General features: G+C 69.8%; 16 protein-coding genes. 13 read left to right on the forward strand and 3 right to left on the reverse strand.

Translation table 11 applies throughout. From position 1 onward, the window contains the following. Positions 1–9: 9 nt before the first annotated feature. From hemF to LZ199_RS20630, 6 genes are all read left to right on the forward strand, one after another. On the forward strand, positions 10–924 hold the full coding sequence (hemF, locus tag LZ199_RS20605; protein WP_253995439.1) for an oxygen-dependent coproporphyrinogen oxidase: 915 nt from the start codon (positions 10–12) through the stop codon (positions 922–924). A gap of 65 nt (positions 925–989) precedes the next feature. Next, positions 990–1,439: a hypothetical protein gene (locus LZ199_RS20610; protein ID WP_407667224.1), complete on the forward strand. Its 450-nt coding sequence runs from the start codon at positions 990–992 to the stop codon at positions 1,437–1,439. Positions 1,440–1,682: 243 nt separating this feature from the next. Beyond that, positions 1,683–2,651: an Immediate early protein ICP0 gene (locus tag LZ199_RS20615; protein WP_253995441.1), complete on the forward strand. Its 969-nt coding sequence runs from the start codon at positions 1,683–1,685 to the stop codon at positions 2,649–2,651. A 75-nt stretch (positions 2,652–2,726) separates the two neighbouring features. Continuing rightward, entirely contained in the window at positions 2,727–3,341 is a 615-nt protein-coding gene (locus LZ199_RS20620) for an RNA polymerase sigma factor (protein ID WP_253995442.1), read from the forward strand. A gap of 73 nt (positions 3,342–3,414) precedes the next feature. After that, positions 3,415–4,062: an anti-sigma factor family protein gene (locus tag LZ199_RS20625; protein WP_253995443.1), complete on the forward strand. Its 648-nt coding sequence runs from the start codon at positions 3,415–3,417 to the stop codon at positions 4,060–4,062. Beyond that, positions 4,059–4,517 (forward strand): hypothetical protein, encoded by a 459-nt coding sequence (locus LZ199_RS20630; RefSeq protein WP_253995444.1) that lies wholly within the window; start codon positions 4,059–4,061, stop codon positions 4,515–4,517. The genes LZ199_RS20625 and LZ199_RS20630 overlap by 4 nt, the downstream gene beginning before the upstream one ends. A gap of 36 nt (positions 4,518–4,553) precedes the next feature. On the opposite strand, the gene LZ199_RS20635 is transcribed toward LZ199_RS20630, so the two are convergent. Continuing rightward, positions 4,554–5,342: a hypothetical protein gene (locus LZ199_RS20635; protein ID WP_253995445.1), complete on the reverse strand. Its 789-nt coding sequence runs from the start codon at positions 5,340–5,342 to the stop codon at positions 4,554–4,556. Between the two features lie 111 nt (positions 5,343–5,453). Beyond that, the gene (locus tag LZ199_RS20640) at positions 5,454–6,029 is read right to left on the reverse strand and encodes a hypothetical protein (RefSeq protein ID WP_253995446.1); all 576 of its coding nucleotides are present in this window, start codon (positions 6,027–6,029) and stop codon (positions 5,454–5,456) included. A gap of 413 nt (positions 6,030–6,442) precedes the next feature. On the opposite strand from LZ199_RS20640, the gene LZ199_RS20645 reads away from it, so the two are divergent. The 3 genes from LZ199_RS20645 to LZ199_RS20655 all read left to right on the forward strand — a co-directional run bounded on the left by LZ199_RS20645 (position 6,443) and on the right by LZ199_RS20655 (position 9,907). After that, positions 6,443–6,685, forward strand: a complete 243-nt coding sequence (locus LZ199_RS20645) for a chaperonin (protein WP_163864153.1) — start codon at positions 6,443–6,445, stop codon at positions 6,683–6,685. Positions 6,686–6,753: 68 nt separating this feature from the next. Then, positions 6,754–8,361, forward strand: a complete 1,608-nt coding sequence (locus LZ199_RS20650) for a phospholipase D-like domain-containing protein (RefSeq protein ID WP_253995447.1) — start codon at positions 6,754–6,756, stop codon at positions 8,359–8,361. Positions 8,362–8,515: 154 nt separating this feature from the next. After that, complete coding sequence (locus LZ199_RS20655; protein WP_253995448.1) at positions 8,516–9,907, forward strand: hypothetical protein; 1,392 nt, start codon at positions 8,516–8,518, stop codon at positions 9,905–9,907. Between the two features lie 4 nt (positions 9,908–9,911). Here LZ199_RS20655 and LZ199_RS20660 read toward each other — a convergent pair whose 3' ends face one another. Then, positions 9,912–12,089, reverse strand: coding sequence for a PAS domain-containing sensor histidine kinase (locus LZ199_RS20660; RefSeq protein ID WP_407667225.1), 2,178 nt, complete (start codon positions 12,087–12,089; stop codon positions 9,912–9,914). 305 nt (positions 12,090–12,394) lie between these two features. Here LZ199_RS20660 and LZ199_RS20665 point away from each other — a divergent pair, with 305 nt between their 5' ends. The 4 genes from LZ199_RS20665 (at position 12,395) to LZ199_RS20680 (ending at position 18,398) form a co-directional block, all read left to right on the forward strand. Continuing rightward, positions 12,395–12,778: a BlaI/MecI/CopY family transcriptional regulator gene (locus LZ199_RS20665; protein WP_163864150.1), complete on the forward strand. Its 384-nt coding sequence runs from the start codon at positions 12,395–12,397 to the stop codon at positions 12,776–12,778. Positions 12,779–12,781: 3 nt separating this feature from the next. After that, the gene (locus LZ199_RS20670; protein ID WP_253995450.1) at positions 12,782–15,340 is read left to right on the forward strand and encodes a M56 family metallopeptidase; all 2,559 of its coding nucleotides are present in this window, start codon (positions 12,782–12,784) and stop codon (positions 15,338–15,340) included. 80 nt (positions 15,341–15,420) lie between these two features. Continuing rightward, complete coding sequence (locus tag LZ199_RS20675; RefSeq protein WP_253995451.1) at positions 15,421–17,139, forward strand: aldehyde dehydrogenase family protein; 1,719 nt, start codon at positions 15,421–15,423, stop codon at positions 17,137–17,139. Between the two features lie 86 nt (positions 17,140–17,225). Beyond that, positions 17,226–18,398, forward strand: a complete 1,173-nt coding sequence (locus LZ199_RS20680; RefSeq protein ID WP_253995452.1) for a tetratricopeptide repeat protein — start codon at positions 17,226–17,228, stop codon at positions 18,396–18,398. Positions 18,399–18,403: the final 5 nt, after the last annotated feature.

Raw genomic sequence — 18,403 nt, forward strand, 5'->3', positions numbered from 1 at the left:
GGAGCAGGCATGACGAAGGTGGACGTGGAGAGTCTGAAGGAGCGGATGGCCTCCTTCACCCAGTCGCTGCAGGACGATATCTGCGGCGCGCTGGAGCGCCTGGACGGCACGGGGCGCTTTCGCGAGGACGCCTGGTCGCGGCCTGGCGGGGGCGGCGGCCGCAGCCGCGTGCTGGAGGACGGCGCCGTGCTGGAGAAGGCGGGCGTCAACACGTCGGTGGTGTTCGGCGAATTGGAGGACCAGTTCGCGAAGAAGCTCCAGGGTGAGGGGCGCTCCTTCTGGGCCGCCGGCATCTCCCTCGTGCTCCACCCGCGCAACCCGCACGTGCCCACCGTGCACGCCAACTACCGCTTCATCCATCAGGGCGGCAAGGCGTGGTTCGGCGGCGGCGCGGACCTGACGCCGTACTACCTCTATGAAGAGGACGCGGCGCACTTCCACCGCGTGCACAAGGCCGCGTGCGACCAGCACGATGCGACGTACTACCCGCGCTTCAAGGCCGCGTGTGACCAGTACTTCTTCGTGCGCCACCGCGAGGAGACGCGCGGCGTGGGCGGCGTCTTCTTCGAGAACATGGGCGGGGATCTGGAGCGCGAGCTGGACTTCGTGCGCGACTGCGGCCGGGCCTTCCTGGACGCGTACCTGCCCATCGCCGAGCGGCGCAAGGACACGCCCTTCACCGAGGCCCAGCGCTTCTGGCAGGAGGTGCGGCGCGGGCGCTACGTGGAGTTCAACCTCGTCTATGACCGGGGCACCGTCTTCGGCCTGGAGACGCGCGGGCGCACCGAGTCCATCCTCATGTCCCTGCCGCCCCAGACGCGCTGGCGCTATGACCACCACCCGGAGCCCGGAACCTGGGAGTCGCGGCTGGTGGACGTGCTGCGGCAGCCTCGCGACTGGGCCGCCTGGAAGCCGGAGGGCTGAGGACCATGCCCTCCAACGACGACGCGCCCATGTCCCCGCCGCCTCCGACGGGTGGCACCCGCCGCATGAAGCGGCCCCTCTTCGCCCTGGGGCTGGGCGTCATCGCCGCGGTGCTCGGCGTGCTCGCCCTCCGGAACGCCCGGCAGTCGAGCGAGCGTCCCACCGACACCGAGGCGCGCCTCAACGTGCTGGCGCTCTGTGACGCGGTGCAGGCCTACCGCGATGAGCACGGCGCCTATCAAGTCGCGGGCCCCACGCCCCGGGAGGTGCCGCGCGGCGGCGAGGCGGTGCCCTTCCCGGAGAACGACGTCTTCCACCACCTGGGCTTCGAGCCGGGGGAGAAGGTGCGCTTCCAGTACGAGGTGGTGGTGCAGGAGAGCCCCGTGGGGGAGCCCGAGGTGTCGTGCCTGGCGCGCGGCGACTTCGACGGGGACGGGCTCAACTCCGTCTACCGCGTGCGGCTGGACGCCAACGGGATGACGACGCCCGTCGAGGTGGAGCGCGAAGGCGAGTGACGGGCCGCAACCCACTCCTCGCTCGGGGCGAGAATCTGGGAAATGGGCCACGTCGGCGACATGAGGGGGCCTCGTGACGGCTCCCGGGCGGGCAGGGGCGGGGCGCCTCGGAGGGAGCCCGGCCTTGGACCCCGGGGCACACCGTCACTGCCGGACACTTCGTTCATCCCTCGAAACAGCCCTCAGGACACTCCCGCGTTAGGCTCCCGGAGTCCTTCGGCGGAGCCGGAGCCCACTGGGGACGTGCTGGAGACGCCCCTTTCCACGCTGGATGACGAGGCCGCGCCCATGTCCTCTTCCTCGCGCATCACTTCAGGCTTCGGCCAGCTCGCCCGGCTCCTCCTCAAATCCTCCTCGGGAGTGCCGCGCGCCATGCCCCAGGTCCCCGAGGGCGGCGGGCTGGCGGGTGGGGGCCGTGAGAAGGGCGACGCCTTTCGGACCGAGGGCACCATCCCCGGTGGCCATCCCACCCTGGGCGGCCAGGAGCGGGCGCCGGTGCGCAAGGTGGCGGAGCTGATTCCTCCCGGGCTCGAGAAGGTGGCGGGCCAGGAGGAGCTGGGCCTGCGCTTCGGCTCGGACGCGGCGCTCCTGGCCCAGCACCTCAAGCCCTCGCAGCTGTCGAGCAGCGAGCGCGCCACCCGGCTGTGGGCCTTCTTCGCCGCCTATGCCGAGGCCGCCGTGGCCCAGCCGCCCCAGAAGGAGGGGCAGGAGGCCTTTGGCGACTCGCTCAAGGCCCAGGGCTTCGCGGAGCTGCGCGACGCGCGCACCGGCCAGGACGGCGTGACGCAGGGCCTGTGGGTGCTGACGGCCGGGACGCCCGAGGAGGCCCGCGAGCGGGTGGCCACCGTCCGGCTGGAGCCGCCCCCGGAGGTCCTCCACTCGGAGGCCGCCGTCCGCAAAGAGGGGCCGGCCGAGGCAGGGCTCGCCACGCAGGCCCGGGGACCGGACACGCTCCGGGGCGGCCCCGCGCCGCTGGGGCTCCGGGCGTCCGAGTCCGAGGAGTCCGATGACCAACCCTCGGATTCCGACGGCCGGCGCCGCTCCTCGGGCAAGCGACTGGGGCCGCAGATGCTCTGGAACGTGCTGCACCGGTTCCGCTCGGACCCCGAGGACGGGGCGGTGGCGCAGGGGCACTGGGACAGGGCGGCCTTCGGGGCCATGCTGGCCCTGGTGGGCATCGCCCTCCTCGTGCTGGCGCTCGTGAGCCTCTAGGGAGAGGGGCCAGGAGACTGCCTCGCGGCGGAAAGTCCTCGGCGCTGGCCGGCTTGTGGTACGTTGCCGCACCCATTGGCAACCGACGACCTTACACTCGTCAAGCGCGTCCGGAGCGGCGACCAGCGCGCCTTCAAACTCCTCGTCGAGCGTTACCAGCGCAAGGTGTACGCGGTCGCGCTCGGCATGCTCAAGGACAAGGAGGAATCGATGGACGTCTCCCAGGAGGCGTTCGTCAAGGTCTACAAGTACCTGGACCACTTCAAGGGCGACTCGTCCTTCTACACCTGGCTCTATCGCATCACCGTGAACATCTGCATCGACGTGCTGCGCAAGCGCGGAGGTGGAGGCGAGGCGGTGGAGTTCGATGAGACCCAGGCCATGGACCTGTCAGAGGCGCGCATCGGCGCGCTGGGCAGCCGCCTGGGCACCAACCCCCAGAAGAGCGCGCTGCGACGCGAGCTGGCGGAGAAGATCCAGGAAGCGCTCGCCACCGTGCCCGAGAAGCACCGCGCGATTCTGCTCCTCCGGGAGATTGAGGGCATGTCCTACGAGGACCTGGCCCGGACGCTCGATATCCCCAAGGGCACGGTGATGAGCCGCCTCTTCCATGCCCGGGCGAAGGTCCAGAAAATCCTCAGTGAATACCTGGAGTTGGACGAAGCGAAGAGCGGAGTGGGCAGCGAATGAAGGGCCCTCGAATATCTGAGGGACCCCCGCGTCACAGCGTTCGCAGCTTCCACCACCGAGCAGGGTGAAGGTTATGGCCGGAAATCCCGCATGTGAGCGTTTCGTCCCCATGCTCTCCCCGTATGTCGACGGGGAGCTGACCCCCGCGGAGCGGGTGAACGTGGAGCGTCATCTGGGCGCGTGCCGCGACTGCACGGGGCGCGCGGCGGACCTGCGGGCCGAGTCGGGCCTGCTCAGGGTCGGCCTGGACATGGCGGTGGATGACGTCGACTTCAAGGACTTCGCGCAGAAGGTCATGGCGCGGGTGACGCCGGAGAAGCCGCCCCTCCTGGAGCGGCTGAAGCTGGCGCTGTCTGAAATGTTCCTCTACCAGCGCACGGCGATGGTCTCCTCGCTGGCGACGGCGGCGGTGCTCGTGCTGGTGGGGCTGCCGCTGCTCCTCAGCGACAGGGCCCCGGTGGGCTATGGCGCGGAGCGGATGACGGTGAAGTCCATCCAACCCTACCGGGACGCCCGCGTGGCGCCGGTGGTGATGGAAACCGATAACGGTGGCACCATCATCTGGCTGGTGGACGAAGAGACGCAGGACGGCTCCCCGTCGGAAGAGGACGAGGAGCTGGAAGAGGACATTGGCGGCGGGCTTCGCAACAATGGCAAGGGGCCCAAGCCCCTGGGCAAGCCGAAGACCGACGTGGAGCGCCCCTCGGGAGGTCCCCTGTGAGAAGAAACGTGTCGTCCGGCCGGCTGCTGCTGGCCGTGCTGGGCCTGGGCTTGCTGATGCCGGTGGTGGGGCAGGCCCAGGAGGAGCAGAAGGTCAGCGTCCAGGTGGAGGTGGTGCTCGCCTCCAAGAAGGGCTCGGAAGTGGAGCCCCCGGAGCTGGCGAAGATGAAGGAGCAGTTCGAAAAGCAGAACTTCAACTTCACGTCCTTCAAGCGCCTGTCCAACGAGAAGCTGGAAGTGGGCGCGAAGACGGCCACCGAGGTGAAGCTGCCCAACGGCAGCAACGCGTCGCTGCTCCTGCTGGGCATGAAGGACGGCACCGCCACGGTGCGCGTGGCCATCCCGCGCCAGCCCACGCTGGACGTGGAGCTGGGCCGTCAGGGCGCCGTCTACCAGAAGGCGGGCAAGTACGTGGGCGGAGAGCTCATCCTGGTGCTCTCCCCGCCATCGAAGTAGCCCGCTGTTGAGAGCGGGCCCGCCGGGCCTGACGGCTCAGGCGGCCCGGTCCACCTCCAGCGCCACGTCGCTGAAGTCGGCCTCGTCCACCTCGAAGGGCTCCTCGGCCTCCACTTTCGGGGCGGGCGCCAGCGTGGCGCGTCGCGGCTCCGTCTGGTCGGCGCGCTCGTGCTCCAGGTGGATGCGCAGCCCGTCGAACATGGTGTCGAAGGCCGCGTAGATGCGGTTCACCATGGCCAGGGCGTCGTCGCGCACCGCCGGCTCCAGCACCATCGCCTCCAGCTCTTCCGCCAGCTGCTGCTCGAACATGGCGTGCTGCTGCTCGGCCTGCATGTGGTGGTCGGAGAAGTACTTCAGCTTGTCGTCCGCGCCCTGCGCCGCGCTGATGACCGCGGTGCGACTGAAGAACACGTGGCTGGTGGACTCCAGCGCCCACAGCAGGACGATGCGCAGCCGGTCATCCACCGAGCGGTACACCTCGCTGATGATGGAGTAGGCCGCGTCGCGCGTCTTCGCGTGGGCCTTGCCGTAGAGCGTGCCGATGCTCAGCGAGCCCCCGGTGAGCTGGGCGATGTCCTCCTCGAACCACTGGTCATGCCCGCCTTCCTCCGCATGGTGGTGCGTGGCGAGCTCCTTCAGGTGAGCGTCCTGGATGAAGTGCGCGTTGAGGCGCAGCACGTCCTGGAACGTCATCACCCAGAAGGTGAGGCGAGGCGCGAACGCCATCACCTGTTCTATGGGGCGGTCCTGCTTCAGGTCCGCGAAGAAAGGGTGCGAGGCGAACCGCTCCTCGCACACCGCGATGTGTTGGAGCACGGCCTTCATGGATGTCCCTCCCGGATGCATGTCTCCGCTCGGCCCTGGCGGAGTGTCTTTAGACGACACGCCCAGGTCCGAGTGGGGGAGCCACGCGGCCCTGGAGGCCAGCGATGTGCGCTACCAACTGATGTTGTACGTGCAGGCCCCATCTCCCCGACGGCGACAGCTCTTGGGGTCATGTTCAATACGCACCCAAAGCGAATCCTTGGGACGGAACCTGTCCGTGATTGCCTCTAACAGGCCGTAGTCCAGGTCACACGGATAGGGATTGTCGCAGCGCATCCTCGCGTTGCGCTTGTCCACCGGCTCGTAGTGGTAACCCCCGATGTTGCCCTTGCCCCGGTGGTTCATCTTGTACGCCAGGTCCACCGCGCGCAGCCCTTTTTCAAGGGTGTCGATATCCGGAGGGAAGTGCGCGCTGTCTGGAATCTTCCGGCCAATCGTTCGCACCGTGCTGGGGCCAATCTTCTCGAACACCAGGCTGAAGGATTTCAACAGCGATGGCATCGGGTACCACGTCTTCGCTTCCAGGGGAGTGATGCCGTTCTCCGCGAGGATTCGCAGCGCGCGGGCCTGGGCCAGCTCCATCCCGTTGACGATGGCGAGGATGGACTGTCCGACGATTTCCACGCCCTGGAAGGCTGCGAAGGTGGGCGGGGTGGGATGGACTGAGGGAGGGGTCTTCAATTCCATACGTGGATGACCTCGCGAAGCGGTGCCACGCATTGAAGCCGTTTTCTCAAGTCTTTTCAAATTGACTGATATGTTTAAACTTTTCCGCTGGCGTGAATACGTTTCACATTGGGGGTAAGGCTGACCCATGTCTTGATGTCTCGTGTGAGGTTTCAAACACTCGCGTGGGAGGATTGGGGCGCGGGTGCGCGGATGCGGGTGGGCCTGACATGTCGTGCGGAGATCGCAGTCCGGACTGAAAAATTGGCAGTCCTGCACAAAGCGCGGGGCCGGTGCGGGCGGCCAAATCCAGTGAAGTCGCGGGGTTGAGCTTCGGCACGTGGGTTGCTCTTGGGCTGGGGGCAGGCGGGCGGCGGCGGCGGTGGCGGGTCGGTGTGGTGGCGCGGTGCATCCCTCATCCTTGGAGAAGAACCATGGCGAAGACTCAGCGGAGTGGTGGGCAGGTCATCCGTCGTAAGGCTCGGCAGGTGAAGGCGACGACGGCTCGGGCGGTGTCGGGCGCTGGGAAGCACGCACGCCAGGTGCAGGTGACGCTGGGCGACCTCATCGCGGCGGCGTTCGACACCGTGGGCGGCGAGGTGAAGAAGGTGAAGCAGGTGATGTCCTCCACGGACATGACGCTCGCCACCGGCAAGCACATCGTCTTCGTGGGCTGAGGAAGAGCGCGCGAGGGCGCCACGGTCATGTGGCGCTCAGGGTGGGGGCGGCGAGGGGAGCGGACTGCGTGAAGCGCATCATCATTCCCGGACGCAACTGCTGGACGGTGGAGGACTCGAGCGACGGTGGCGTGCTGGTGGACGGGCGCGACTACTATCGGGAGCTGTACCGGGCGGCGAAGAAGGCCCGTCGCTACATCGCGATGACGGGTTGGCAGTTCGACAGCGACGTGTCCTTGCTGCGGGGCGAGGACCTGGAAGAAGCGCGCGGCGGCGAAGTGCGCCTGCTGCCCATGCTGGATGCGCTGTGCCGGGCCAACCCGGAGCTGCATGTCTACATCCTGGCGTGGGACTTCAGCATGCTGCTCGCCATGGAGCGCGAGTGGATGCAACACCTGCTGTTCAACTGGACGACGAACGAGCGCGTGAAGTTCCGCTTCGACGCCTCCAGTCCCCTGTACGGGGCGCATCACCAGAAGCTCGTCGTGGTGGACGGCGTGCAGGCCTTCACGGGCGGCATGGATGTCTGTGATTGTCGGTGGGATGACCGCGAGCACCGGCTGGGTTCGACGCTGAGGTGCGACAGCGGGAGAGACCCTCACGGCCCCTATCACGACGTGCAGGCGGTGCTGACCGGGCCGGTGGTGGAGAGACTGACGGAGCTGTTCGAGGCGCGCTGGGCGCACGCGGGCGGCGGTGAGCTGCACCTGCCGCGGGTGGCGCGCGACGACGTGACGTTCTCGTCCAGCGTGCCGGCGCCGCCGGGGCCCGTGGCCATCAGCCGCACGTTCGGCAAGACGCTCGTGCCGCCGCAGGAAGCGGTGCAGGAGGTTCGCGCGCTGTTCCTGGACGCCATCGAGGCGGCGGACCGGTTCATCTACATCGAGAACCAATACTTTTCGTCGCGGGCCATCTTCCAGGCGCTGGTGAAGCGCTTCCGCGCGACGGGACGTCCACCCATCCAGGTGGTGCTGGTGCTGCCACGGCAGCCGGAGGCCCTGCGCGAGCAGCTGGCCATGGGCATCGCCCAGGTGCGGCTCCTGCGCACGCTGGAGATGGTGGCGAAGGAGACGGGCAACACCTTCCGGGTGTACTGCTCGGCGGGGCGCAATCCGGAGACGGGCGCGGACGTCTACACGTACATCCACTCGAAGGTGATGGTGGTGGACGACCGCTTCCTCACGCTGGGCTCGGCCAACACCACCAACCGCAGCCTCGGCCTGGACTCGGAGCTGAACCTGAGCTGGGAGTCGGAGGAGGAGGGTGACGCGGTGTCGCGCGCCATCCGCCGCGTCCGGCTGTCGCTGGTGGCCGAGCACGCGGGGCTGTCGGGCGTGGAGGAGCTGCTGCCGCTGGCTCGCGCGGAGCCGTCGTGGGTGGACTGGCTGGACGCGGTGGCGAGCGCGGGCCTGCACCGGCTCCGCCCGCACCCGCTGGAGACGGTGTTCGACCAGAGCCCGCTGCTCAAGTCGCTGGAGCCGGAGGAGCTCGTCATCGACCCGGAGGACTCCGTGCTGGACGAGTCCCTCTTCGAGGCGCTGCGCGGCGCGGAGGACGGGCTGTTCGCGTCCGGCATCCGGCTCTTGTCGCGCTGGCTGGTGGGCGCGGCGGAGGAGCGTCCCCACCGGGCCATCCTCCCCGCGGCCCCGGATGACGAGGGCGGTCGCTGCGGCTGAGGGCCGCCCCTCGCGAGCGGGCTTGCTTGGAGGGCGGAGGAGCGTGACAGGGGTGTCACCCGTGAGGCGGGTGTGCCGAGGCTCGGCAGTGTCACCCACACCGTGAGGCCCAGTTGCTTCGCGGGAGCACGGGGCCGGGTAGACTCAGGGGACGATGACTGGCGCCCCCCTTCTCGTCCTCTTCGCCCTCGTATCCAACCAGAGCTCCACCATCTCCGAGGAGGGGCCTGAGCCCTCTGGACAGGACACGCCGGTGTCCGCGGCGCGCCTGGATGAACCCGCGCCTCCAGGCAGTCGCGTGGGCGGCGAGGGCTTCGGCTTCAGCGGCCAGCTGGAGGCCGGTGGCCTGAGCCTCCCCTCCGGAACGCCGGACGGCGGGCAGGACCTGTTCATCCGGGTGTACCCCTCGCTGGGGCTGACGAAGGGGGACTCCTTCGTGCTGCGGCTGGGCGCCAACCTCCGGATGCGCATGGTGGACGAGGAACCCAAGCAGGCGGACGGCGACTACGGCGCGCGCCTGCGCCGCGAGGACTGGGACGAGCTGAGCGATATCGGCCAGGTGGTGCGCATGCTGCGCATCGGCCGGGAGGGACAGTCTTCGCTCTTCCTGCGCGTGGAGCCCTTCGTCGACGAGTCGCTGGGCCGGGGCTACCTGATGGGCCGCTACAGCAACGCGCTGTCGCCGGACTACCACCCGGCGGGCGGCTCGCTGACGATGGTGAAGGGCCCGGTGCGCGCGGAGCTTCTGGCCAGCGACGTGCTGGGCGCGCGCATCTTCGCCGGTGAGCTGATGTTGGATTTGGGCCGCGCGGCCAGTGACGACGCGGGCAAGTTCGACCGCTACCTCTTGCGCCTGTCCGCCGCTCACGACGCGGCGAAGGCGGGCGGCGAGACGCCGAACATGACGCTGACCTCGGTGGGCGGCGACGTCGCCCTCTACAAGGGTGAGCGCCTGCGGGCATGGGCGCTGCTCGCCGGTGGCGCGCGCTTCGCGGAGTCGCACTCGCCGGCCGTCGGTGGCCTGTTGGGCGTGGCGATGGAGGGGCAGCTGGAGAGCGGCACGCAGCTGAGCTTCACGCTGCAGGGCCGCAAGCAGGGCGGGCGCTTCCGCTTCGGCATGTTCGGTCCGGACTACGAACTGGGGCGCTTCTCCGGCACGGGCCTGACGGAGCAGCCCATCGCCGACGAGGAGCTCCCGGACGGCTTCGCCGGCTACCTGGAGGCGTCCATCGCCAAGGGCAGCGCCGACACGACGCTGCTGCTGGGCAGCGTGGCCGCGCAGTACCACGGCTTTGGCCGCACGGACCTGGATGTGTCGGCGGGCTTCGAGCTGCCCGGAGGCCGCACCCGGGCCCTGGCGCGCGCGGTGCTGACGGCGCTGGGCGACAGGCCTCGCTACTCGCTGGGCGTGGAGGTCCGCCAGCGACTGGTGAACCACCTGTACGCGTGGGGCTCCGGCGGCACGGTGCACTTCCCGCAGGCGGATGGGCAGCTGGTGCGCGGCGTGACGGCGGGCATGGGCGTGGGCGTGGACTTCCAGCGCTGAGCCTTCAGGTCTCCAGCGGCAGGGTGACGCGGAAGGTGGAGCCCTGGCCCACCTCCGTGTCGACCCAGATGTGGCCGCCGTGGCGCTCGATGATGTCGCGGCAGATGTAGAGCCCCAGGCCCAGCCCGCCGAAGCCGGAGATGGGCGCGTTGCGCGCGCGGAAGAAGCGCTGGAAGAGGTGCTCGCGCTGGTCCTCGGGGATGCCGATGCCCGTGTCCTTCACCGAGATGAGGGCCTGGGCTCCGTCGCGCTCCAGCGTCAGCCGGACGACGCCCCCGCTGGGGCTGTACTTGAACGCGTTCTCCAGGAGGTTCGTCAGCACCTGCGCCAGCCGTCCCCGGTCTCCCTTCACCACCAGCGGCTCCGGCGGCGCTTCGTACTCCAGCGTGTGTTGATGGCCGAGCGGGCGGGTCTCCGCGAGCACCTCGTTGGCGAGCGCCTGCAGCTCCACGGGCTCGCGGCGCAGCTCCAGCCTGCCCGCTTCGATGCGCGTGGCATCCAGCAGGTCATGGATGAGCACGGACAGCCGCGTCACCTGGGCGAGCGCCTTGTCCACGTGGTGCGGTTGGCGCGCATGGCCCGCGGTGGACTGCTGCTTCATCATCTGGAGGTGCAGCTTGAGCGGCGTCAGCGGCGTCTTCAGCTCATGGGCGGCGATGGACAGGAAGTCGTCCCGGACGCTGATGGCCTCCTGCGCCTCCTTCAGCAGCCGCTCCCGCTCCTGCCGCGCGCGGTGCTCCGCCGTCACCTCCACGACGACGGCGCCCAGCCCGACGACGCCGCCGCTCGGGGTCCGCACCGGGTAGTAGCTGACGCGCCAGTGCCGCAGCTCGTCGGGCGTGGCGGGCACGTGTCCGGACATCTCCATGTCGCTCAGGGGGATGCCGGTCTCCATGACCTGGAGCATCAGCGGCTCGAAGATGGAGGCCATGTTGGGGTTCATCTCCCGCACCGTCCTGCCCAGCTCCTCGTCGCGCTTGCGCCCGTGCAGGGACGCCAGGGCATCGTTGATGCGCAGGTAGCGCAGCTCCCGGTTGATGAAGGCGAGCCCCACGGGGGCGTGGTTGAGGAACGTGTCGAGCAACGCGAAGGACTCCTCGGCCCGCTCGCGCGCGTTCTGCTCCGCGACGAGCAGCCGCTCCCGCTCCACCTTCGCGCGGCGCTCCTCCGTCACGTCGCGGTAGCTCCATACGCGGCCGATGACCGCGTCGCCTACCCGCTGGGGCAGGGACGTGCCCTCGAGCACGCGGCCGTCGCGCAGCTCGATGGAGTCCACGGTGATTTCCTCCGAGGGGAAGTACTGGTCCTGGATGCGCCTGACGAAGCGCGCCGGGTCCCTGGTCAGCGGCGCCGCGCTCTCCAGCGCCCGCTGCGCGACGCGTGACTCCATCACCTCGTCGCTCAGACCCCACATGAGCTGGAAGCGCTTGTTGAAGGCGATGATGCGCTGGTCCAGGCCCACCAGGACGACGCCATCCCCGATGGAATCGAACGTCGCGCGCAGCACGGAGTGGGCGTGCTCCAGCCGCTCACGGGCCTGGCGCTGTTCCGTGACGTCCACCATCAGCCCGCGCAGCCGCATCGGCCGGCCATCCTCCATGACGGCCGTGACGTGGGCCCGCATCCAGGCGATGTGCCCGTCGGCGGCGAGCATGCGGTACTCGAACTCGTGAGGACGCCCCTGCCTCCAGGCGCTCAGACACGAAGAGAGGACCCCTGGCCAGTCATCCGGATGGACGTGCCGCGCCCAGAAGTCCGGCTGGCGCAGCCACTGCTCCGCGGGGATGCCCAGGAGCCGCTCGGCCTGTTTGCTGACGAAGGTGAAGCGGAACTCGGCGTCGGCCTCCCAGACGATGCCGTCGATGCTGTCGATGAAGTCCTCGTAGCGCTTGCGGACGCGTGACAGCTCCGCGGACAGCGCGTCTCGCGCCACCTCCTCGAGCCCCAGCGTCTGGAGCCTCGCGCACGCTCCCAGCAACTGGTCGTCGTCTCCATGCACGGCCAGCACCAGGGCGCGCAGCCGCTGGCTCTCGCCGCTGCCTTCGCCCAGCCCCTGTCCACCTGACAGCGCCGCTTCCAGCGCGCGGGCGAGCCACGGCATCCGGGCGAGCACCTCGTCCGCCGCCCGCCCTCCGACGTCCCCATGCTTCCAGCCGGCGGACAGGGCCAGCACCGTGTCCATCCAGACAATGCGATTCGCCGCGTCCACGATGAGCGCGGCGTGGAGGCTCTTGCCCACCTGGAGGAGTCGCTCGAGCGCGGGAGCGGAACTCGCCGGAGCGGAGGCATCCGGACTTGCCTGCCCCTCCCGCATGTCGCCCTTCGTCACTCGCGCCACCTCCATGCGGCATGGCCGCCCGCTCATTCCCAAACATGGGACTCGTCCCGGTGGCGGGAAAGGGTCGCTTCGCCCCTTGGTGCCTGCTTGACTACGGCTGTAGTCAGGCGTACTTGTTCCGTGACTACAGTTGTCGTCAGAGGATGGTCATGAAGAAGCCGGTGGGTGAGCAGGAGCTGTCGGTGCTGCGGTACGTGGCCGAGCACGGGCCCGCGACGGTGGGCGAGGTGGTGGAGCGCTTCGGTGAGCCCCAGGGGCTGGCGCGTTCCACCATCCTGACGGTGATGGAGCGGCTGCGGCTGAAGGGCTACCTCACGCGGCGCAAGGTGGACGGCGTGTACCAGTACGCCTCGCCGGTGCGGGAGGGAGAGCTGCTGCGGGATGTGGTGGGCGACTTCGTCCAGCGCACCCTGTCCGGCTCGCTGTCACCTTTCGCCGCGTACCTGTCCGACGCGGACGATGTCTCCGACAAGGACCTCGCGCAGCTCCAGGATGTGGTGGCGCGGCTTCGCTCGAAGAAGCGGAAGGAGTAGCCCATGCGGACCGGATGGCTGATGGAAGTGGCCTCGGGGTTGGCGTCGTGGCCGGAAGGCTTGTGGCGCGCGTCGTGGCAGGGCGCGGTGTGCGCGGCGCTGGTGTGGGGGCTGACGCGCCTGTGGACGCGGATGCCGGCCTCGCTGCGCGCGGGCCTGTGGTGGTTGGTGGCGCTCAAGTTCGTGGTGTCGCTCGGCGGGCCGCGTCCGCTGGCGCTGCCGGTGTTGCCCGCGTCGCTCGCGTTCCTCTCGGGACAGGCGGAGACGAAGGCGCCCGTGGGCTCCGAGCGAGTCGAGCGTGGCGCGGTGGGCACGTCGCTCGGCTCGGTGGAGCGGGGTGGCGCGGTGGCGCCGTCATTCGGTGCGGCGCATGGGTTGGTGGGCGAGCGTGACGCGCACGTCGGGACTCTCGGGATGGTGGGAGGTGAGGTCCACTTCGCGCCGGTGGGGCAGGGCGCATGGGGAGCGCGTGAAGAGCCCTTGGGGCAAGTCACGCGGAGGTCGAGCGCCGAGGCTTCGGGACATGTCACGGAGGGGGCGAGTGGCGAGGCCTCGGGGCAGGGCGTCGGAGATGGGAACGGCTCGTTGCTGTCCGGAATGCGTGAGCTGGCGGTGGGCTGGAAGCAGGTCCTGGTGCTGGCGCTGCTGGCGGCGTGGGTGATGGGCGTGGCGTGGCAGGTGCGGTCGCAGGCGCGGAGCTGGACCTTGATGCGGCGGCTGCGGCGGAGCGCGCGCCCGCTGGAGCACCCGGAGCTGGAGGCGGAGGTCCTCGCGCTGTCGGAGAGCGCGGGACTGCGGCGGGCGCCTTCGTTGCTCGTGTCGGACGTCGTCGCGAGTCCGCTGGCGACGGGGCTGTGGTCTCCGGTGGTGGTGCTGCCGACGAAGGCGGTGCAGCGGCTTCCCGTGGAGGGGCTGCGCATGGCGCTGGCGCACGAGGTGGCGCACCTGAAGCGCGGTGACTTGTGGCTCGGCTGGGTGCCGGCGCTCGCGGAGGCGCTGCTCTTCTTCCATCCGCTCGCGCGGCGTGCGGCGCGGGAATACGCGCTGGCCCGCGAGGAGGCGTGTGACGCGGAGGCGCTGCGGCTGACGGGCGCGGAGCCCGCGGATTACGGCGAGCTGCTGCTCGCCTTCGGAGTCACCCGTCCTCATGGGACCGCCGCCGCGCTCGGTGCGTCCGCTCACGTTCACGCGTTGCACAGGAGGTTGAGCATGCTGGAGCACGTCGACATCGGTTCCTCCCGTTCCCGTCGTTGGTTGAAGGTGACGGTCTCCGCGTTGGGGCTCGTGGCCCTGGTGCCCTTCCAGGTCGTCGCGCGACAGGAGGCGAAGGCCGAGCAGGAGCGCGCGTCGAGCACGACTCCCGCGCCGACGCCCATCGCGGAGCCACCCTCTGTTGGCCCGACGTCGCTCGACAGTGCTCCGTCAGCGCCGGCGCCCTTGAAGCAAGGCACCGTGCGCACCGGGAAGATGGACGCGGCGACGCCCGCCACGCCGATGTCCGTGGCCGGACCGAGCCCTGTCGCACCGATGGCGCCGGCTGCTCCCGTGGGTGAGCGTCCTGTCGCGCCGAGGCCGCCGCGGCCTCCCGCCGGGCCGGCTCGTGTCGCGCCCATGGCGGCACGGACGACCCCTGTCGCCCCTGTCGCGCCGATGGCGCCAGCGTCCCCTGTGGGGCCGCGTCCCGTCGCGCCCATGGTGGCTCTGCCTCCGACGGGACCGAGCCCTGTCGCGCCGATGACGCCACCGTCTCCGGTGGGGCCGCGCGCCGTCGCGCCCATGGCTCCTGTCGCGCCGAGGCCGATGATGGCCATGGCCCCGACAGCGCCACGGCTGGCGGTGAGCGGTGTGCTCGCCGTTCCCCCGACGCCGCCCACGCCCCCGTCGCCTCGCGACGAGGACGATGACTCCGGCTATGTGCTGCTCTCGGGCGACAAGGCCACGATGAACGGCAGCACGGTGGACCTGAAGCTCGCGAAGATGTTCAAGGACAAGAACGGCGGCGAGCTGCTCTACGTCCGTCGCAAGGGTGAGGCGTTCATCATCCGCGACGCGGCCACGCTGAAGGCGATGAAGGACGCGCTGGAGCCCATCCGGGTGAAGAGCCTGGAGCAGGGCGGCATGGGCTCGCGCATGGGGGCGCTGGGACAGGAGCAGGGCAAGCTGGGACTGAAGCAGGGCAAGTTGGGCGTGCAGCAGAGCGAGCTGGCCTTGCAGCACGCGGAGCTGGCCCACAAGCGCGCCGGGTTGCACCTGGAGTCCAATCGCCTGGACTCGCTCCCCGAGGCCGAGCGTGAGCGTCGTCAGGCGGAGCTGGACAAGCAGGAGGCGGCGCTCGACAAGGAGATCGACGCCCTCGACGAGAAGCAGGAGGCGCTGTCGAAGCAGCAGGAGGAGCTGGGCCGTGAGCAGGAGAAGCTCGGCCGGCAGCAGGAGGAGATGGGCCGCGAGATGGAGAAGCTCCACACGCTCCACGAGAGTGACATTCGCGACTCGGAGCGGAAGATCCAATCCGTCATCGACGAGGCACTGCGCAAGGGTCTGGGCCAGCCGTTGCCCACCTGATGACGGTCCACGTGGGGACTCGTGTCGCGCGGGCTGGCGCTCCTCTAGCTTGAGGAGCCCGTCCTCTGCCGGAGGTCCTCATGAGTCTCGCCGCCGCCCCTCGCAGCACGCCTGTCAGTACGCTGGAGACCGTCATCCAGCGGGTGAAGCAAGGCTCCCGAGCGTGGGTGAAGCTCGGGATTCCCGAGCGACTCTCGCTGCTGGAGGAGCTCAGCCGCGGCTACATGGCCATCGCCGAGCCGAGCGTGCGCGCCGCCTGCGAGGCGAAGGGAATCGACCCCCACGGTCCGCTGGCCGGAGAAGAGTGGCTGGCGGGCCCCATGGTGGTGGTGCGCAACCTGCGCCTGCTGGCCGAATCACTGCGGGACATCCAACGTCACGGTGTTCCGCGCATCCCCGCGTCCCGGCTGCGCACGCTGGAGGACGGAAGGCTCGCGGCGCGCATCTACCCGATGAACGCGCTGGAGGGGATGCTGCTGCCGCGCACCGAGGGAGAGGTCCACTTCCTCCCCGGCGTGACCGCCGACAACCTCCGCGAGCACCAGGCGTCCTTCTACCGCAAGCCGCATGACGGACGGCTGTGCGCGGTGCTCGGCGCGGGCAACGTCAACTCGATTCCTCCCGCCGACTGTCTCTACAAGCTCTTCGTCGAAGGCGCCGCGTGTGTCCTCAAGATGAACCCGGTGAACGCCTACCTGGGGCCCTTGCTGGAGCAGGCCTTCGCGGCGCTGGCGCGGCGGGACGTCTTCGCCGTGGTGTACGGCGGCGCGGACGAAGGCGCGGCGCTGGTAGGGCACCCGGCGGTGGATGAGGTCCACATCACCGGCAGCGACAAAACCCATGACGCCCTGGTGTGGGGGCCGCCCGGCCCGGAGTCGGACGCACGGCGCGCGCGCGATGAGCCCCTGCTGCGCAAGCCGTTCACCAGCGAGCTGGGGAACATCTCGCCGGTGGTGGTGGTGCCGGGGCCGTACACGGAAGGGGAGCTGCGCTTCCAGGCGGACAGCATCGCCGGCATGGTGTCCAACAACGCGTCCTTCAACTGCAACGCGGCCAAGCTGCTGGTGCAGCCGAAGGACTGGAGGCCCCGCTCGCACCTGGTGGATGTCGTGGAGGCCAGCCTGGGCAAGGCCACCGTGCGGCGCGCGTACTACCCGGGCGCGGACCAGCGCTGGCGCCAGTTCACCGAGGGACGTCCGCACTTGCGGCAGGTGGGCCACGCGGGCGTGGGCGAGCTGCCCTTCGCGCTGATTGCAGACGTGGACCCGCGCCACGCCGAGGACCGCGTCTTCCGTCACGAGCCCTGGTGCACGGTGCTCTCGGAGACGGGGCTGCCCGGTGGAGACGACCCGGTGGCCTTCCTGGCGAGCGCGGTGTCGTTCCTCAACGACAAGGTGTGGGGCACGTTGAACGTCACGCTCATCGTCCACCCGAGCTCGCTGAAGGACGCGGCCGTGGCCGCCGCGCTGGAGAAGGCCATCCGCGAGCTGCGCTACGGCACCGTGGCGGTGAACACGTGGCCCGCGGCGGGCTATGCGCTCGTCTCGTTGCCCTGGGGTGGGCATCCGTCCTCGACGGCCCGGGACATCCAGAGTGGCCTGGGCTGGGTGCACAACAGCCTGATGCTGGAGCAGGTGGAGAAGTCCGTCCTGCGCGCGCCGCTGACGAGCCTGCCCGTCCCGCCCTGGGTCCCGGGGCACCGCGGCGTGGGCGACCTGGGGCGGCGGCTGGTCCAGTTCGAGCGGGCTCCGTCCTGGCTGAAGATTCCGGGAATCGCCGCGGCGGCGCTGCGTCGCTGAGTGTCGTGGATTCACTCTCCCAGCAGGGGCTCCGGGGGCCCGTCCCAGGGCTGCCGGGGCTCGTGAGCCCGTGATAAACCCGGGGCATGTCATCGACGCATGCTCGGGAAGGCGGACGGTTTCTCCAGGTGGGGCAGCCGCAGGAGGCGGTGAAGAGCTTCCAGAAGGGGCTCGCCATCGACCCGGAGGACGTGGACTGTCTGCTGGGGCTGGTCCGGACGTACCTGAGCACGGGGGCGGCGGGCGACGCGGAGGCCGCGGCGTTGCGGCTCTTGAAGGCGAAGCCGGACCATGCGGAGGGGCAGGCGCACCTCGCCATGCTGAGGGCGCAGGCGGGCAACGCGGATGCGCTGGAGGCGCTCAAGGCGTTGGCCGCGGCGCCCACGTCGGGCTACTTCGAGCGCTTCAACCTGGGCGGCCTGTTGTTGGACCGGGGCGACCTGAATGGCGCGAGGGCCGCGTATGAGTCCGCGCTCCAGGTGTCGCCCGACAGCGCGCACACGCACTTCGAACTGGGGCGCATCCATCTGCAGCAGGGCACGCCGAGCGCGGCGGTGACGCACTTCCAGAAGGCGGCCGAGGGCGCGACGCAGGAGGCGATGCCGCTGCTGATGTTGATGCGCGCGCATGCGGCGCAGGGCTCGTTGGGGCTGGGCATCCAGGCGGGGACGCAGGCGTTGGAGAAGGCGCAGGGCGGTCTGCGGCGCGCGGTGCTGGAGGACCTGTTCAAGCTCTACCTGTCGGCGGGGAGCCCCGAGGGGGCGAAGCGCTCCGCGCTGGAGCTGCGGCAGGTGGAGCCGAACCACGTGAACTACGTGTACATGCACGGCCTGGCGGTGATGAGCGCGGGCAGCTTCGCGGAGGCGAAGGCGCTCTTCGAGGAGGCGCTGCGACTGGCGCCCCGGAGCTGGCAGACGCTGCATGCGCTGGCGCAGATGCATGGAGCGCTGGGTGAGCGCGCGGAGGCACGGCGGCGACTGGAGGAGGCGGTGGCGCTGGTGCCCACCGAGCTGGGGCCGGTCAATGACCTGGCGCTGCTCCTGATGCAGGACGACGAGCATGCCCGCGCGAAGCCCATCCTGGAGCAGGCGCTGGCCGCGCATCCCGAGGATGCGACGACGCACCTGAACATGTCGGTGGCGCACTTCCTGACGGACCGTGCCGCCTGCATCCACCATGCGCAGCGCGCGCAGGCGCTGGGAGAAGGCGTCGTCCGCGAGCAGGCCGAGCGGCTGTTGAAGAAGCTGGCCGAGGGCTGAGCCGC

It is taken from the genome of Myxococcus qinghaiensis, assembly GCF_024198215.1.
Lineage (GTDB): Bacteria > Myxococcota > Myxococcia > Myxococcales > Myxococcaceae > Myxococcus > Myxococcus qinghaiensis.